16 protein-coding genes are annotated in these 15,736 nt (G+C 73.2%); 7 read left to right on the top strand and 9 right to left on the bottom strand.

Translation table 11 applies throughout. The annotated features are described in order from the left end of the window. Positions 1-29: 29 nt before the first annotated feature. On the top strand, positions 30-986 hold the full coding sequence (locus BJY14_RS12445; RefSeq protein WP_179843757.1) for a helix-turn-helix transcriptional regulator: 957 nt from the start codon (positions 30-32) through the stop codon (positions 984-986). Positions 987-999: 13 nt separating this feature from the next. Here the strand turns inward: BJY14_RS12445 and BJY14_RS12440 are convergent, their stop codons facing one another. Continuing rightward, on the bottom strand, positions 1,000-1,917 hold the full coding sequence (locus BJY14_RS12440; protein ID WP_312879174.1) for a hypothetical protein: 918 nt from the start codon (positions 1,915-1,917) through the stop codon (positions 1,000-1,002). A gap of 44 nt (positions 1,918-1,961) precedes the next feature. Between BJY14_RS12440 and BJY14_RS12435 the strand changes: the two genes are divergently transcribed. Then, a complete protein-coding gene (locus BJY14_RS12435; RefSeq protein WP_179843756.1) occupies positions 1,962-2,798 on the top strand; it encodes a 2,3,4,5-tetrahydropyridine-2,6-dicarboxylate N-succinyltransferase in 837 nt (278 codons plus the stop codon). On the opposite strand, the gene BJY14_RS12430 is transcribed toward BJY14_RS12435, so the two are convergent. Continuing rightward, a complete protein-coding gene (locus BJY14_RS12430) occupies positions 2,788-3,471 on the bottom strand; it encodes a 4'-phosphopantetheinyl transferase family protein (RefSeq protein ID WP_246396696.1) in 684 nt (227 codons plus the stop codon). The two genes, BJY14_RS12435 and BJY14_RS12430, sit on opposite strands and share 11 nt — an antisense overlap. Positions 3,472-3,504: 33 nt before the next feature. Here BJY14_RS12430 and dapE point away from each other — a divergent pair, with 33 nt between their 5' ends. Then, the gene (gene dapE / locus BJY14_RS12425) at positions 3,505-4,581 is read left to right on the top strand and encodes a succinyl-diaminopimelate desuccinylase (RefSeq protein WP_179843755.1); all 1,077 of its coding nucleotides are present in this window, start codon (positions 3,505-3,507) and stop codon (positions 4,579-4,581) included. Next, positions 4,578-5,378, top strand: a complete 801-nt coding sequence (locus BJY14_RS12420; protein WP_179843754.1) for an LOG family protein — start codon at positions 4,578-4,580, stop codon at positions 5,376-5,378. Before dapE ends, BJY14_RS12420 begins: the two co-directional genes overlap by 4 nt. 54 nt (positions 5,379-5,432) lie before the next feature. Here the strand turns inward: BJY14_RS12420 and BJY14_RS46465 are convergent, their stop codons facing one another. The 5 genes from BJY14_RS46465 to BJY14_RS12395 all read right to left on the bottom strand — a co-directional run bounded on the left by BJY14_RS46465 (position 5,433) and on the right by BJY14_RS12395 (position 9,922). Next, positions 5,433-6,059, bottom strand: a complete 627-nt coding sequence (locus BJY14_RS46465) for a TetR/AcrR family transcriptional regulator (protein ID WP_179843753.1) — start codon at positions 6,057-6,059, stop codon at positions 5,433-5,435. Between the two features lie 27 nt (positions 6,060-6,086). Further along, the gene (locus BJY14_RS12410; RefSeq protein ID WP_179843752.1) at positions 6,087-7,322 is read right to left on the bottom strand and encodes an acyltransferase family protein; all 1,236 of its coding nucleotides are present in this window, start codon (positions 7,320-7,322) and stop codon (positions 6,087-6,089) included. Between the two features lie 572 nt (positions 7,323-7,894). Then, positions 7,895-8,866, bottom strand: a complete 972-nt coding sequence (locus BJY14_RS12405; RefSeq protein WP_179843751.1) for a CU044_5270 family protein — start codon at positions 8,864-8,866, stop codon at positions 7,895-7,897. Then, positions 8,863-9,492, bottom strand: coding sequence for an RNA polymerase sigma factor (locus BJY14_RS12400; RefSeq protein WP_179843750.1), 630 nt, complete (start codon positions 9,490-9,492; stop codon positions 8,863-8,865). The genes BJY14_RS12405 and BJY14_RS12400 overlap by 4 nt, the downstream gene beginning before the upstream one ends. 82 nt (positions 9,493-9,574) lie before the next feature. Next, complete coding sequence (locus BJY14_RS12395; protein ID WP_179843749.1) at positions 9,575-9,922, bottom strand: hypothetical protein; 348 nt, start codon at positions 9,920-9,922, stop codon at positions 9,575-9,577. Positions 9,923-10,059: 137 nt separating this feature from the next. Between BJY14_RS12395 and BJY14_RS12390 the strand changes: the two genes are divergently transcribed. From BJY14_RS12390 to BJY14_RS12380, 3 genes are all read left to right on the top strand, one after another. Next, complete coding sequence (locus tag BJY14_RS12390) at positions 10,060-11,154, top strand: hypothetical protein (RefSeq protein ID WP_179843748.1); 1,095 nt, start codon at positions 10,060-10,062, stop codon at positions 11,152-11,154. Between the two features lie 84 nt (positions 11,155-11,238). Then, on the top strand, positions 11,239-11,391 hold the full coding sequence (locus BJY14_RS12385; RefSeq protein WP_179843747.1) for a hypothetical protein: 153 nt from the start codon (positions 11,239-11,241) through the stop codon (positions 11,389-11,391). Positions 11,392-11,492: 101 nt separating this feature from the next. After that, the gene (locus BJY14_RS12380) at positions 11,493-12,689 is read left to right on the top strand and encodes a cytochrome P450 (RefSeq protein WP_179843746.1); all 1,197 of its coding nucleotides are present in this window, start codon (positions 11,493-11,495) and stop codon (positions 12,687-12,689) included. Positions 12,690-12,703: 14 nt separating this feature from the next. On the opposite strand, the gene BJY14_RS12375 is transcribed toward BJY14_RS12380, so the two are convergent. Continuing rightward, positions 12,704-14,275: an SAM-dependent methyltransferase gene (locus BJY14_RS12375; protein WP_312879172.1), complete on the bottom strand. Its 1,572-nt coding sequence runs from the start codon at positions 14,273-14,275 to the stop codon at positions 12,704-12,706. Positions 14,276-14,511: 236 nt separating this feature from the next. Next, the gene (locus BJY14_RS12370) at positions 14,512-15,705 is read right to left on the bottom strand and encodes a family 2 encapsulin nanocompartment cargo protein terpene cyclase (protein WP_179843745.1); all 1,194 of its coding nucleotides are present in this window, start codon (positions 15,703-15,705) and stop codon (positions 14,512-14,514) included. Positions 15,706-15,736 lie beyond the last annotated feature (31 nt).

The raw sequence follows: 15,736 nt of genomic DNA, 5'->3' as shown, positions 1-15,736 counted from the left end.
GGTCCTAAGCGGGCTGCCATAGTGGGGTCATGCCGGACACATCCGCGCGGCTGCTCAGGCTGCTGTCGCTGCTCCAGACCCACGGGGACTGGTCCGGTGCCGAGCTCGCCGAAAGGCTGGCCGTGACCACTCGTACCGTTCGCAGGGACGTGGACCGGTTGCGTGAACTGGGGTATCCCGTCCACGCCACCCAGGGCGCGGCCGGGTATCGGCTGGGGGCGGGGGCGTCGCTGCCGCCCCTGCTGCTGGACGACGACGAGGCGGTCGCGGTGGCGCTCGGGCTGCGGACGGCGGCCGGAGGGTCCGTCGCCGGGATCGAGGAGACGTCCCTGCGGGCGCTCGCCAAGCTCGAACAGGTGCTTCCGTCGCGGCTGCGGTACCGGGTGGCGACGCTCGCCCGCGCCACCGTCCGGGTCGGCGCCCGCGCCCCCGAGGTGGACGCCGGCACGCTGATGGCCGTCGCTGACGCCTGCCGCCGGCACGAGCGGCTGCGGTTCGGCTACGCAGGTCCGCGCGGGGACACCGTCCGCCAGGTCGAGCCGCACAGCGTGGTCAACTTCGGACGCCACTGGTACCTCGTGGCCTGGGACGGCGACCGCGACGACTGGCGCACGTTCCGCGTGGACCGGATGCGGCCGCGGCTCCCGGCCGGTCCGCGCTTCCCGCCCCGCGCCGCCCCGGACGGCGACGTGGCGGCCTACCTCGCGCGGCGCCTGTCGGTCCGGACGTGGACCTGCCAGGCCACGGTCACCCTGCACGAGTCCGCCGAGGCCGTCGCCGACCGCGTGTGGCCGGGCATGGGCGTCGTCGAGGCCGTCGACTCCCGCAGCTGCCTCCTGCACGTCGGCGCCGACACCCCGGCCGCCCTCGTGTGGATGATCACATCGGTGGACGCCGACTTCAACCTGGACGACGGCCCGCCCGAACTGGCGGGCGCTCTCCGCGCGCAGGCCGCCCGCTGCCTGAACGCCGTCGACCACCTGTGAGCCGGCTCTTCCGCTACTGGACGATGACGGTGGTCTGGGGGGCCTTCTTGTCCTCCGTCCAGCCGTCGTGGCCGGCGTCGGACTTCCAGCGCTTGCCCGCGTAGCGGACCTCGGTCAGGCCGTAGGCCTGGGCGTGGGTCACGGCCCAGCTCGCCACCGCCCAGCCCGAGCGGGGGTTCGTGACCTGGATCGCGTTCCAGGACTTCGGGTCGGACGGGGCGCCCGCCTTGAGGGGGCCGGGGCCGCCGACCTTCAGGCGGCTGCCGAAGGCGCGGCGCATCTCGCGGAGGGCCTCGGGGCGGCGGGACGCCGCCTTCTTGTCGGGCGGGTACCAGCAGCGGGCCGTGGCGGGCTCGCGGCCGGTGAAGGCGGTCGCGAGGAGCTTGCCGTCGGGCTCGTGCTGGGCGTAGGCGGTGCCGTCGGCGCTGCGCTGGACCTTCTGCGCCGCGTCGTGCAGGTCGCGGTCGAGATAGTCCTTGACCTTGACGAGGGCGTCGAAGAACTTGCTGGTGGCCTGGACGGGGTCGCGGAGCTTGTCCGGCGTGCCCCAGCCCTGGGACGGGCGCTGCTGGAACATGCCGACCGAGTCGCGGTCGCCGTTCGGCAGGTTGTGGATGTGGGACTCCTGGATCGCGGTCGCGTAGGCGATCACCACGGCGCGCTCGGGGAGCTGCTTGCGGAACGCGACGGCGGCGATCGTGGCGGCGTTCGCGCCCTGCTCCAGGTCGAGCGGCATCTTGCCCAGGCTCGTGCGCACCTCGCACCCGGACCCGTGCAGGTACGGGCGCGCCCGCTGGAAGGCCACGTAGGCGCCCACGCCCACCAGCAGCACGACGACGCACAGGATCGCGGCCCAGCGGCCGCCGCGCCGGCGCCGTCCGCCGCCCGCCCCCTCCTCGGGGCGTGCCTTCAACCTCGCCCAAACAGCCACGCGAAGACAGTACTGGGGAATGGCCACCAGTAAGCTCAGGAGGCATGACCGAAACGTTCACCAGCCCGATCTCCGGCGGCATCGACGAGTTGTGGGAGCGGCGCGCCGAGCTGACGCCCGACGACGCCGACGCGCGCGCGGCGATCGTCGCCGCCGTCGACCAGCTCGACGCCGGGGAGGCCCGCGTCGCCCAGATCGACCCCTCGACCGACGAGGTGGTCGTCGACGAGCGGGCCAAGCGGGCGATCCTGCTGAGCTTCAAGGTGCTCGGCATGGCGCGCTCCCAGGTGGGCGACTTCCGGTACCACGACCGCATCCCGCTGAAGACGCGGCTCGACGGCGTGCGCGTCGTGCCGGGGGCCATCGCGCGGTGGGGCGCCCATCTGGCGCCTGGCGTGGTGCTGATGCCGTCGTTCACCAACATCGGCGCCTACGTCGACTCCGGGACGATGGTCGACACGTGGGCCACCGTGGGGTCGTGCGCGCAGGTCGGCAAGAACGTCCACCTGTCGGGCGGCGTCGGCATCGGCGGCGTGCTGGAGCCGCCGAACGCCAAGCCGGTGGTGATCGAGGACGAGGCGATGATCGGCAGCCGGTCCATGATCGTCGAGGGGGCGCGGGTGGGGCGCGGCGCCGTCGTCGGGTCGGGCACGAACCTGTCGGCGTCCATGCCGGTCATCGACGTCGAGACCGGCGAGGAGATCAGCCGCGGGCGCGTCCCCGACTGGTGCGTCGCGGTCGGCGGCACCCGCTACAAGGAGTTCAAGGGCGGCACGTTCGGGCTTCCGGCGGTGCTGATCCTCAAGCGGCTGGAGGAGGGGCAGCGCCACGACAAGGCGTCCCTCAACGACATCCTCCGCGACCACGGCATCAACACCTGAGCGGGAACTCGGCGATCTTGAGAGGCCGGTCGGTGAGCACGGCGGCCGAGGCGGCGTAGCCGGGGCCCGCGTCCAGGTCGGCGAGGCGGACGGGCGAGACGGCCGCCTCGCCCTCCCAGGCGACGACCTCGGGGGGCTCGTCGGGGCCGGAGACGTGGATGGCGGTCATCGGGGCGGCCAGGCCGTGGCCCGTCGCCTTCAGGAGGGCCTCCTTGCGGCTCCAGTAGGCATGGAAGCCGCGTTTCCGGTCGGGCATGGCGCTCAGCACCTCCGATTCGGCGGCGGTGAGGACCATCCGGGAGAGGCTGTCGATGTCGCGGTCGCTCTCCTGCTCCACGTCCGCCCCGACCTCGGCGCCCTCGGCCAGGACGAGCAGGACGCGGTCGCCCGAGTGGGAGAGCGAGAAGTCCAGGCCGCTTCCGGGCAGCCGCGGCTTGCCGTGCGAGTCGCCGCAGTGGGGGCAGACGGTGGTGAAGCGCAGGTCGCGCGGGGGCCTGCCGGTGGCCTCGGCGAGGACCGTCCGCGCGAGGAACCGTCCGGTGACGAACCGGGCCTTGTCCTCGGCGCGCAGGAACCGCGCGTAGCGGGCGCGCTCCCCGTCGTCCAGGAGTTCGCGCATCCGGGGGTCGTCGGCGGGACGCGCCCAGTGGACGGCGCACTCCAGTACGGGCATCTCCACGAACGCGATGATAGATAACCTTCGACCATGGGGCTTGATCTCTACTCGGACGTGGCGGACCTGACGGCGGCGCTCGTCGACATCGAGTCGGTGAGCGGCGGGGAGGAATCCCTGGCCGGGGCCGTCGAGGAGGCGCTGCGGGCGCTGCCGCACCTGGCGGTGGAGCGCGTCGGCAACAACGTCGTCGCGCGCACCGATCTCGGGCGGGCCGAACGGGTCGTCCTGGCGGGGCACCTCGACACCGTCCCGCTGAACGGCAACCTCCCGTCCCGCGTGGAGGGCGACCGGCTCTACGGCTGCGGCACCACCGACATGAAGAGCGGGGTCGCGGTCGCGCTGCGGCTCGCCGCGACCATCGAGGCGCCCAACCGCGACGTCACCTACGTCTTCTACGACTGCGAGGAGGTCGAGGCCGCGCGCAACGGCCTGCGGCACCTCGCGGAGCACCGGCCCGAGCTGCTCGCGGGCGACTTCGCCGTGCTGATGGAGCCGACCGGCGGGCTGATCGAGGGCGGCTGCCAGGGCACGATGCGCGTCCAGGTCACCGCGGCGGGGGAGCGGGCGCACAGCGCGCGCGCCTGGATGGGGTCGAACGCGATCCACTCGGCCGGGGCGATCCTGGACGTCCTGCGCGCCTACGAGTCGTCCCGCCCGGTCGTGGACGGGCTGGAGTACCACGAGGGCCTGAACGCGGTGTTCATCTCGGGCGGCGTCGCCGGGAACGTCATCCCGGACGAATGCGTCGTCACTGTGAATTATCGGTTCGCGCCCGACAAGTCCCTGGCCGACGCGGAGGCGTACCTCCGGGAAACCTTCGCCGGCTTCCAGGTGACGGTCACCGACGGCGCGTCCGCCGCGCGACCGGGGCTGAACCACCCGGCGGCCGCCGCGTTCACCGCCGCGAGCGGCGCCGAGGTCCGCGCCAAGCTCGGCTGGACGGACGTCGCCCGGTTCTCCGAGCTCGGCGTCCCTGCCGTCAACTACGGCCCCGGCGAACCCACCCTCGCGCACACGCGGGACGAGTACGTCGAGATCCCCCTCATCGCCGAGTGCGAGCAACGTATGCGCACGTGGCTTGAGGGTCCCATTACCGTGGCTTCATGACAACGGAAGTGAATTCCCGTTCGCGCCGGCAGGGGCCGGCCATGCTGCGGGGGAGGGCCGTCCCCCCGACGACGACCGACCAGCGGCTGCTGGACAGCCGCGGCCCGGCCGACTGGGTGCACGCCGACCCGTGGCGGGTGCTGCGGATCCAGGCGGAGTTCGTCGAGGGCTTCGGCCTCCTCGCCGAGCTGCCGAAGGCCGTCAGCGTCTTCGGCAGCGCCCGCACCAAGCCGGACTCCCCGGAGTACGAACTCGCCGTCGACATCGGCGCCCGCCTGCACGATGCCGGTTACGCCGTCATCACCGGCGGCGGCCCCGGGATCATGGAGGCGGCCAACAAGGGCTGCGACGAGAACGGGGGCCTGTCGGTCGGTCTCGGCATCGAACTGCCGTTCGAGCAGAAGCTGAACGACCACCTCGACATCGGCCTGGAGTTCCGGTACTTCTTCGTCCGCAAGACGATGTTCGTGAAGTACTCGCAGGCCTTCGTCGTCCTGCCGGGCGGCTTCGGGACGCTGGACGAGCTGTTCGAGGCGATCACCCTCGTCCAGACCAAGAAGATCACCCGCTTCCCGATCGTGCTGGTCGGCACGAAGTTCTGGGGCGGGCTGCTCGACTGGGTCAAGGAGTCGATGCTGACCTCCGGCAAGATCTCGCCGCAGGACATCGACCTGTTCCACCTCACCGACGACCCGGAGGAGGTCGTCAGGATCATCACTGAGGGCCACACCCGGGCCGAGCAGGAGATCATCGAGTCCCGCGCCGCGGCCGAGGCCGCCGACACCGCCGGGGAGTAGCCCCGCGCCGCGGACCTGCATGATCAGACCGGTCGTGCAGGTCCGGGCGCCGGGTCAGCGCGGGCCGAAGAGGCCGCGCCGGAGGAGCCGCTGGTTGGCCGCACTGCGTTCGGCGAGCGTCTCCGGCGCGAACGGATCCCCGCCCATGACGGCCTCCAGCGCCGGCTCCAGCAGCAGCGGGCCGAGGATGAGGAACAGGACCTGGTACGGCGCCCACCGCCGGTCCTCGGCGGGCGGCGCACCCGGACCGGCCAGGAGCCGGTCCACCTCCCGCCGGGCGCCCTCGACCAGCCGGCCGAGCAGCGCGGCCGCCCGCTCGTCGCCGTCGACGAGCACCCGGCGGATGTAGCGGCGCCGCTCCTCGTCCGCGCCGAACATCAGGGCCGCCGCGCGCCCCGCCTCGGCCAGGGTCCCGCTCTCCAACCCCTCATCGCGTGCCGAGGCGAACGCTCGCTCGAACCCCCCGAGGACGTTCTCGTCCACCGCGTCGCGCAGCCCCTCCTTGGACGAGAAGTGGTAGCGGAGCAGCGCGTGCGACACGCCCGCCTCCGTCGCGATCTCGCGGGTGGTGGTGGCCTTGTAGCCGCGCTCGGCGAAGAGGCGGCGGCCGGCGGCGATGAGCGCCTCGCGGGCCTCACCGCGGTTCGGCCTGGACGACGGCTCGGACGGTCTCTGCGGCATGCCGGCGACAGTAGTCGCAGTTCCCCGTCACAGGACGGCCCGGACGAGGGGCGTGCGCCGCAGCAGCAGCGCGGCCCCGACGCTGAGCACGAAGGCGGCCGCCGCCACGAGCGGGAAACGTCCGCTCGCGCCGAACGGCGCGTCGCGCATCAGGTACTGGAGGCCGACGACGATCGGCAGGTGGACGAGGTAGATCGCGAACGTCGCGTCGGCGGCGGCGCGCTGGGCCCTGCCCGTGCCCCGCACATGATCGCGGAAGAGGACCAGCATGCCGAGGGCGAACCCGACGCAGAGCACGGTCTCGTATCCGGCCCACGCGAACTGCCCCGCGTTCGCGCCGCTCAGCTCGAAGAATCCGGTCAGGTCGCTCCGGAAGGCGACATAGCCGACGCTCAGCGCGGCGGCCGCGGCCAGCCAGCCGTAGCCGACCCGGGCCGGCAGGGTCTCCAGCCAGCCGCGCCGGTAGGCCAGAACGCCCGCGACCACGAAGGGAACGTGCTGGGCGAGGTCGGCGGGCTCGGTCTGGATGATCTCCGCGACCGGCATCCACTCGTCGACGGCGTAGCGGACGCGCAGCAGCGCCGTGCCGACGGCGACAACGGCGGCGAAGCCTAGGACGGCGAGCCCGCCCACCCGCTCGGGAACGTCCCGGACGCCGGGGAGCGCCTCCTCGCCCCGCCGGACGCGCACGCGGTCCGCGAACGCTCGCCAGGCGAGGTAGAGCAGCGAGTAGACGAGCAGGTGCTGGATGAACCACAGGTGGCCGAACTGGCGGTCCGGCCAGATCGGGCCGCTCCAGCCGGCCGGCTCCTCGCCCGCGCCGAGGTAGACGTTCGCGTAGTAGTCGCCGAACCCGATGGGGCCGTAGCCGCGGAACGCGCGGTAGTAGGCGAACATCAGGACCGGGATCACGAGGAAGAACCCGATGAGGATCGGCCCGCCGAGCTTCCGCAGCCGCGGCCCGAGATAGGGGCGCTCGTGCCGCCGGTCGACCGCGGCGGGCAGGAAGTACGCGGCGATCAGGAAGAACAGGCTCATCTTGAACGGTGCGTTGAGCACCGCGAAGTCCTCGATCCACCGCGCCTTGGGCTCCCCCTCGACGTACCACCAGTCCACCGGCCCGTAGGGCTGGGCGGCGTGGTGCAGGATCACCAGCGCCGAGAGGGCGATCCGGATCGAGTCGAGGTAGTGCAGCCGTCCGCCGAATGATCGTCCCGCGACGCCCGGATCAGCCCCCGGCGCCACCTCTCTTCCTGTCCACATGGACAGGAAGGTAACCGCCCCCGACCGTTCCTGTCCAATTGGACAGGAACGCGCGCCCGCGCGCCCGTCGGTACGACGCTCGAAGCGGCACGCCGCAACGCCGCTCGCTATAGCGCCGCCCGCGACAACCGGCCGGCTCCCCTCGAACCCGCACCCCACGGCCCAGACCCCGCGAGGAACACCAGGTCCGCCCCACCGCCCAACGCCTCCTCACCACCCACCTCCAGCCCACCGCCGAACACCTCCGCTGGACCGTGAGGCCAAGGGGGGCCGCTATTGAAGGGTGGAGCCAGAACCGGGCGCGAGCCCCCGACCACACGGTTCCCCCGCAGAACCGTGCAGACCCGCGCCTGAGCGGCGTGGGTCCCCGAACCAGTAGGGGCCCGGCAATGCCGGGCCCCTACTGTCGAACGGGCCACCAAAGGCGATCAGATATCTGATCGGTGCCCCGGCGGAGGACCCGCGCCGCGGCCGAGGCCAAGGAGACCGCCGGGGAGTAGGCCCGCGCCGCGGACCTGCATGACCGGCCCCGATCATGCAGGTCCGGGAGGCCTCTCCCCGCGCGGACCGGGCTACCTGGGGGCCTGGTCCGTCCACTCGGCCACGATCGCTGCGCCGCCGGGTACCGCGACCCGCGCGCCGTCGGCCGAGACGAAGAAGTCGGTGTCGGTGATCCGGGACGTCTTCGGATCGACGACCAGGTGTGCTTCCCCGCCTCCGCCGAAGGAGATCGACAAACCCTGCCCGCCCTTGACCGCACCGAGGTCCTTGACACCGGGGTAGGAGGCGATCGCGCGGAAGGCGGCTGCGCGGACCCTCGGCGGGGCCGGCAGCTGGGAGACCAGGGAGAGCAGCCCGTCGAAGACGGAGCGCTCCCGCGCGGCGGCGTCGGGGCGGCCGGTGGCGGTCCTGACGTCGCTCCGCTTCACGGCGGCGGCGATCCACGCCTTCAGCTCGCCGGGAGTGCTCGGCAGGCTCTGGAGCTGGGCGAGGCTCACGGCGGGCCCACCGAGCCGGAACGGAGCAGGCTGGGTGAGCACGACCACTTTGCCTCCGGTCTTCTCCCCCTTCCACCAGATTCGGCCGTCGCGCCCGGTCCAGCTCTCCAGCGAGGTGCGGGCGCCGCCCTCACGAGCGGTGGACGTCGTCTTGACGTGCCAGTACGCGCCGCCGCCCGCCGGGACCTTCGCCGCGCTCGCGGCGGCCACGAGCAGGACCTGCCGGCCCGACGGTGCGGACGGGGCGGACGCGCCCGGACCCTCGTCCGGCCGGCCGCTCCCTCCGGCGCCGACGGTGCCGATCACCACTGCGGCGACGGCGGCGGTGACGGCGGTCCCCGCCGCGGCGAGGAGGACGCGCCGCCGTCCTGAGGGGCGGGGCGGGGCCTGCTCGGTCGATCGAAGGTCCTGCTGGATCTCGCTCATCACGAACTCCTGGAGTCGTTGGCGGCGGTCGCCCGGGAGATCCCGCTCCACCGGCGCCGGCAGCAGCCGGGCCAGCTCCTCGCGCTCGTTCGGATTCGGCTGGATCGGGGTGGAATTCATCGGGTCTTCTCCTGAGCGGACCGGACCGCGATCTCGCGGTCACCCTCTTGCTGTCCGTGGCCGGAAGGCGGTTCCCGGTCTTCTCCGGGCGACCGCACTCCTCCGGTCGTGAGCCTGTCGAGCTTCCTGCGTGCGCGCGACAGCCGGGAACGCACCGTGCCGACCGGCACACCGAGCGCTTCGGCGGCCTCGGCGTAGCCGAGCCCCGACCAGACGCACAGCGCCAGCACCTCGCGCTCGGGCTCGCGCAGCGCCGCCAGTGCCTTGCGCATCAGGGCGAGCCGCTCGCGATCGTCGATGCGGCCCGCGGTCTCGTCGGTGAAGTCCGGGACCACGCCGCCCTTCGGAAGCCGCGCCAGCGCGCCGTCGTGGCGCCGGGCGGCGCGGCGCACGTTGCGGGCGACGTTGGTGGCGATGCCCAGCAGCCAGGGACGCAGCGACCCCTCGACGTCGACGTCGACCCTCTCGCGAAGGCGCCACGACTCCAGGAAGGTCAATGACACCACGTCCTCCGCCGTCGACCAGTTCCCGGTCAGACGGAAGGCGTGGTTGTAGACCGAGCGCACATGTTCGTCGAACAGCTCTCTGAACGCATCCGGATCCCCGGCGTGCACCCGGGCACGCATACTCATCTCCACACGCAGGGACTGTTCACCGGACCGGCCGGGTTCCCGTGACCTACCTCACTCGGCGCGGCCGGGGCCGGGGTCAGGCGCTGGCCATTACGGCTGCCGGGGTCGCTATCGCGAGGGCCATCTGACCCAGGACCAGGGCCGGGCGGATTCGGGCGGTCACCGTCCAGGTGGACCGGAGGAGCAGTGCGGCGACACCGGCGGCGCCGCTGGCCCAGAAGGACCACCAGGCGATCGGCAGGAGGACGTCCGAGGCCGGGTCGCACTGCTCCCCGTAGGTGAGGCACCGGCCGTACTCGGGGGTCGCGAGCACGCAGATCCAGGCGAGCACGGTGACGGGGAGGAGCAGGGCGAGCGCGGTCGCGGCGGCGACTCGCCAGCCTGAGCGCTTCCGGGAGCCCGCGGCGGTGTTCTGTGTGGTCACGACCTCAGTGAACAGGCTTCCGGCCGCTTGATCGATCCGTGCGCCTACTCAGGTCCGCGCGTTGCGGTACTCAACGGCACCTGGCACGGGTTTTGACGGTGCATGCCGGTGCCGATAGGAAGAGGGCTTTGTGCCGTGTGCCGGAGGGGTTTGCGGCCGACCGGAAGCGGGGCGCGGAGCGGATGCCGGTGCTGCGGCGGGTGGGACTGTTCGGGGTGGTGCCGCTGGTGGTGATCGCCGTGGCCGCGTTCGGCTGGTACCGGCTCAGCGACACCGGCAGGGACTGGCGCTACCGGGACAGGCTCGCCGGTTTCTGCCAGGGGCTCGTCCCCGAGGCCGAGTCCGCCGTCTTCACCGGTCACGAGGAGAGCCGCCTCGGCCGCGACCGCCACGTCCCGGAGCATGACGGCCTGCGCTGGGAGCAGTGCAAGGTCGCCGGGCTGAGCCTCGTCATCGGGGACGTCGCCGACACGGTGACGAACGACGGGGATGCCGCCGGGTTCCTCACCCTCCTGCACCGTGGCTCCGCCGAACAGCCGGTGGCGCTGGGCGGCGGCTGGGAGGGCTACACCGATCTGCGCAACACCGCGGTCGTCCTGCCCTGCGCCGATCGGCGCTCGTCCGTGCTGGTGGCCGCGGATTCCGATGAGGCGCTCGCGGGCCCGGCCGAGGCGCGCCAGGCGGCCCGGCTCGTCACCGCCACAGCGGTGCGGGCCGCCCGCCACTACGGATGCGACGCCAAGCCCGGCGGTGCGGTACCGCCCGTACCGCGGCCGGACGGGGAGACGGTCCCCGAGAACGTGACGGGCACCTGCGCCGGCATCCCCGTCGCGACCGCCGTGGACCGGGGCGAGGTCAACTGGATCAAGAAGACGGACGGCACCGGGACGGCGCCGGTCGAGGAGTGCGTCCTCGGCAAGACCGTGGCCTTCTCCGCGGCGGCGTACCACTTCCACGCGAACTTCGGCCCGTACGCGCAGCGGCTGCGGACCATCAGGTACGACGGCGGATACGGCAGCGACGGTTACGGCACCAAGGCCGAGTCCGGTCTCCACGCCGCCGACGCCTGGGCCACCGCGCGTTGCCCTGGGAGCACCGCACGGGCGCTTTTCGTCGCCCATGCCACCGAGTACGCGGCCCCGACGAAGTCGTTCCTGAAGGCCTCGCTGCGCGCCTTCGCCGAGCGCGCCGCCAAGCGGCACGGCTGCACGGACCTTCGGCTGCCGCGCTGAACCCCGCTCAGGGGCGCAGGACGCGGTAGCGCAGGTGCTGGACGGCGCGCGCGGGATCCTCGGTCTCCGGGGTGGCCAGCCGGCGTGAGCTGCACCGTCCAGGACCACCTGAAGTCGATCTTCGCCAAGTCGGGTGCGGCGTCCCGCGGCGACCTGGTGGCCCGCCTGTTCTTCGACCATTACGCGGGCCCGCTGGGTTTGGGAGGTGTGGCACGGTCCACCGCGGGGTGGCCGTAATCGGTCACCTGGGCCGGTTCATGATGTGCTGGGGTTGGGGGGAGGGCGCCGAAAGCGGATGCTGGTCGGCGCGCGGCTTTCGATGGCGGTAGGAGGCTGCGATGGGTGTGCGGTACAGCCTGTACGACTACGGAATTCAGCAGGACCCTTATCCGGTTTACGCGCAGTTAAGAGAGGACGCGCCCGTCTACCGAAATGACGAGGAGGATTTCTGGGTCCTGTCGCGGCACGCGGACGTGACCGCGGCGTTCCGGGACTTCCGGCGCTTCTCCAGCGCGAACGGGATCCTGCTGGAGCCGTCGGTGTGGGGCCCGAAGGCGCGGACGCACGCGTCGTTCCTCGCGATGGACCCGCCGGAGCACACCCGGATGCGCGGGCTCGTGGCGAAGGCGTTCACGCCGCGCCGCGTCGCCGAGCTGGAGCAGCGGGTCCGCGGCATCGCGCGCGGCCACCTGGACCGGGCGCTGGCCGGCGCCGGGCCGGGCGGCGCGGAGCTGGACCTCGTGGCCGACTTCGCGGCGCTGCTGCCGATGGACGTCATCTCCGAGCTGGTCGGCGTCCCGGAGGCCGACCGCGGCGAGCTGCGGCGGCTGGCAGACGCGATCGTCCACCACGAGCAGGGCGTGCGGGACGTGACCGAGGCGGGCCGCGACGCGATCCCCGCCCTGGTGGGCTACTTCCGCGGCCTGATCGCCGAGCGCCGGGCGCGGCGCCGCGACGACCTCGCGTCGGCGCTGCTGGACGTCGCCGAGGGCCGCGACCACCTGACCGAGGCCGAGATCATGGGGGTGCTGTTCATCCTGATCGCGGCCGGGAACGAGACGGCCACGAACCTGATCTCGGGTGCCTGGCACTGCGCCTGGCGGCATCTGGACCGGCCGTCCGGGGCGTTCGGGCGGGTCGGCGACTGGATCGAGGAGACGCTGCGCCTGGAGGCGCCGGCGCAGGCCGACGGGCGGACGGTGACCGGGGAGTTCACCCTGCACGGCGTGACCGTCCCCGCCGGGGCCCGCATGCTGCTGCTGATCGGCGCGGCGAACCGCGACCCGCGCGCGTTCGCCGATCCCGACCGGTTCGACCTGGGCCGCGACACCACCGCCAAGATCAGTTTCGGGTCGGGGCGGCACTACTGCATCGGCGCGCACCTGGCCCGGCTGGAGGCCCGGGTCGCGCTGGAGGAGCTCGCGGCCCGCACCGCCGACTACGACATCGACGAGGCCGGGGCCCGGCGCGTCAACTCGCCGTACGTGCGCGGGTTCGCCGAGCTGCCGACCGTGATCACTCTCAGGGCGGGGTGAGGCGGGCCGGCCGGTCAGGGCTTGCGGGCGACGGCCCCGATGAAGTGGCTCCACTGCGGGTCCCGCGCGGGCCGCGCCGGGTGCGGGCGGCCCCATTGCGGGACCCACACGATGCCGGGGTCGAGGATCTCCAGCCCGGCGAAGCAGCGGGCCACCTCCTCGGGGCCGCGCGAGTAGATCGGCAGCTTCGACCTGCGGTAGACGGCCCGGGAGTGCTCGGTGTCGCCGGGGTCCATGCCGCCGTCGTAGCCGTGGGAGACCACCACGTGGCTGCCGGACGGCAGCCGCCCGGCGAGCCGCACGACGAGCCCGGCGGGGTCGTGGTCGTCGTGGACGAAGTGCAGGACGGCCACCAGCAGCAGGCCCACCGGCTCGCGCAGGTCGATCAGCTCGTTCAGCCGCGGGTCGGCCAGCAGCTCCTCGGGACGGCGCAGATCGCCCTCGATGACCGCGACGCTGGGGCTGCCCTCCAGCAGGGCCCGGCCGTGCGCCAGCACGACGGGGTCGTTGTCGACGTACACCACGCGGGCGTCCGGAGCGGCGTCACGGGCGATCTCGTGGACGTTGCCCTGCGTGGGCAGGCCGGTCCCGACGTCGATGAACTGCCGGATGCCGGCCTGCGCCAGGTGGCGCACGGCGCGGGTCAGGAAGTCGCGGTTGGCGCGGGCCGCGGCGGGGGCGTCGGGCACCGTCTTCATGATCTCTTCGGCGGCCGCGCGGTCGACGGCGTAGTTGTCCTTGCCGCCGAGGTAGTAGTCGTAGATGCGGGCGGGGGAGGCCTGGAGGGTGTCGATGGACAGGTCGGCGGCCCGGTCCGCGGGAAGCGGCACCAGGACGGGGCGGGGCCGGTAGTCCAGGCCCGGGTCGTCGCGGCCGATCTGTGCGGCGGTCCGCCGGAGGGCGGGCCCGGGCCCGGCCGGTGCCAGCAGGTCCTCCGCCTCCTCGAACAGGCGCAGCGCCTCGTCCTTGCGCCCGGCCCGGTGCAGCGCGAGCATCAGCAGGCTCCGCAGATGCTCGTTCGACGGCTCCTGCGCGACCCAGCCGTGCGCGGGCCCGATGAGGTCGTGGTGCCGGCCCTGGGAGAGCTTCACCTCTGCTAATTCCTCGCGCACCTGGCCGCGCTCGCCGACGAGCGCCCGCCGGGTCGCGTCCAGGGCTCCGGCGGCGGGCAGGTCGCCCAGCGGTTCCTCGCCCCACAGAGCCAGCGCGCTCTCGTACTCGGCGATCGCGGACGCGGCGTCGGAGGCGCGCAGGCGCCGGGCGTCCGCGGCGAGGGCCCGGAACCGGCTCAGGTCCAGGTCGTCGTCCCCGTCGAGGACGAGCCGGTAGCCGCCGTTCTCGGTGACGAGGCGGCCGGGCGGGAGCGAGAGCCGCGCGGTGCCGACGGCCCGCGTGAGCGTCGCGGCGGGGTCCGGCGCGCCGACGGGGTCGGCGAGCCGCTCGACGAGCACGTCGGCCGGGACGGGGCGGCCCTCTTCGAGCAGCAGCATCACCAGCAGCCCGCGGGCGTGCGGGTGGGGCACGGCGATGGATTCGCCGCTCCCCGCCCGGATGCCCAGCCTCTTGCGCAGAATACGGAATTCCACCGTGCGCCTCGCTCCATCCCCGGGTACAGCGACGCAGAGAGAGTAATGCAGGCGGCCTTTTCCGGTGCGCGCCCGGTCGGTCGTGCCGGATCACACTTGCGCATCATTCGGCCTTTGGCTGCTCCCTTGACTCCGTGTGGCAAAACCATCAACACGTTCCGCTCGACCGAACATGATTTGGTCGTCACCCGAATTCGGGAAAGCCCGGCGCCGGACGCCTCCGCGACGCGGGACCCTCAGGCTCCCTCGCGGTAGCGCGGGTTGGTGGCATGCCATTCGAAGCCGCCGCCCATCCAGGCCCGCAGCCCGCGCAGGAACCGCTGCAGCTCGGGGGAGGGGACGCCCGCGAGCTCGCGGTGGCCGGCCTCGAAGTCGCGGACGAGGTCGTTGTGCACGCGCACGGCGGTCTCGGTCGCCTCCTCCACCGAGCAGCCCCGGTCGGCGGCGATCAGCAGCACCAGGTTGCAGACCGGGTTCTCGTCGGCGGCGTCCTTGGCCACCGAGTGCAGGTCGTTGACGATCACGCTCGCCGTCCCGGCGCGGAAGGCGGCGCGGCGGACGCGCGGGTCGTAGTACAGGTGGGCCGGGACCTCGTAGCCGCCGACGACGTCGATGAGCGTCATCGAGGTGTAGAAGCTGTCGTGCTGGCGCGCCGCCAGGTACTCCCAGGCGGGCGGGTCCTCGCCCTTCTCGCGCCAGGCCGCGTAGGCCGTCCAGCTCACGAACATGGCGAACGTGGAGTAGCAGATCCGCTGGACCTGCACGGGGGACGCGTGGCGCTTCAGGTGGCCGACCGCCGAGCCGAGCATCCGCAGGACGACGTCCCCCTGGAGGGCCTCGCTCAGCGGCGGGGTGAACTCGCCCGCGGATGGGACCGGGTCCATCGCCGCCATCACCAGGGTGAGGCGCTGCGGCAGCCGCGCGGGCACGGCGCCGAGTGCGGTGTCGTCGGCGTAGTAGTCGTCGGCCGCCCACCATCCGGCGTTCAGCTGGGCGGCGACGAGCAGGGCGTCCGGGTCGTCGGTGTCGGGGTGGGCGAGGGTGACCAGCCGCCCGAAGGCCGCCTTGCCCAGCGCGTCGAGTTCGTGGTCGTCGAACCCGCGGTCGCGCGCCCAGGCGGCCAGCCGGGCGTCGACCTCGGCGGCGAGGGCGTCGTCGGCGCGCTCGGGGAGCGGGCAGTAGAGCGGCGAGTGCGACCCGTCCCCCCAGGCGCGCTCGACGTAGCCGGGCCCGCCGCCGCCGACCGGGCGCGGATGGTGCCCGGCCAGGAGGTCGCCGTAGGGCACCTCCCGGCTGGGCCGCGCCGCGGCGATCAGCGACGGCAGGGCCGCCGCCCCGGTCCCCGGCCCGGACGGCCGCCCCGGCCGGGGTTGCGCGGACGAGCCGTGCGGCGCGCGCCGGCCGCTGCACCCGTGGTGCGTCGTGTCCATGGTCTGCTCACCTGCCTCTGCCCGAAGGCGA

Origin of the sequence: Actinomadura luteofluorescens (assembly GCF_013409365.1) — a bacterium.
Classification (GTDB): Bacteria; Actinomycetota; Actinomycetes; order Streptosporangiales; family Streptosporangiaceae; genus Spirillospora; species Spirillospora luteofluorescens.
The sequence above is the reverse complement of the archived record's forward strand: the minus strand, read 5'-3'. Positions and strand labels throughout refer to the sequence as shown.

Bases quoted from the DNA above. Each gene is read 5' to 3' on its own strand.
- BJY14_RS12400 (WP_179843750.1), bottom strand. From the start codon at position 9,492: ATGCGTGCCCGGGTGCACGCCGGGGATCCGGATGCGTTCAGAGAGCTG.
- BJY14_RS12410 (WP_179843752.1), bottom strand. From the start codon at position 7,322: ATGTGGACAGGAAGAGAGGTGGCGCCGGGGGCTGATCCGGGCGTCGCG.
- BJY14_RS12380 (WP_179843746.1), top strand. From the start codon at position 11,493: ATGGGTGTGCGGTACAGCCTGTACGACTACGGAATTCAGCAGGACCCT.
- BJY14_RS12370 (WP_179843745.1), bottom strand. From the start codon at position 15,705: ATGGACACGACGCACCACGGGTGCAGCGGCCGGCGCGCGCCGCACGGC.
- BJY14_RS46465 (WP_179843753.1), bottom strand. From the start codon at position 6,059: ATGCCGCAGAGACCGTCCGAGCCGTCGTCCAGGCCGAACCGCGGTGAG.
- dapE (WP_179843755.1), top strand. From the start codon at position 3,505: ATGGGGCTTGATCTCTACTCGGACGTGGCGGACCTGACGGCGGCGCTC.
- BJY14_RS12445 (WP_179843757.1), top strand. From the start codon at position 30: ATGCCGGACACATCCGCGCGGCTGCTCAGGCTGCTGTCGCTGCTCCAG.
- BJY14_RS12430 (WP_246396696.1), bottom strand. From the start codon at position 3,471: ATGCCCGTACTGGAGTGCGCCGTCCACTGGGCGCGTCCCGCCGACGAC.
- BJY14_RS12405 (WP_179843751.1), bottom strand. From the start codon at position 8,866: ATGAATTCCACCCCGATCCAGCCGAATCCGAACGAGCGCGAGGAGCTG.
- BJY14_RS12435 (WP_179843756.1), top strand. From the start codon at position 1,962: ATGACCGAAACGTTCACCAGCCCGATCTCCGGCGGCATCGACGAGTTG.
- BJY14_RS12420 (WP_179843754.1), top strand. From the start codon at position 4,578: ATGACAACGGAAGTGAATTCCCGTTCGCGCCGGCAGGGGCCGGCCATG.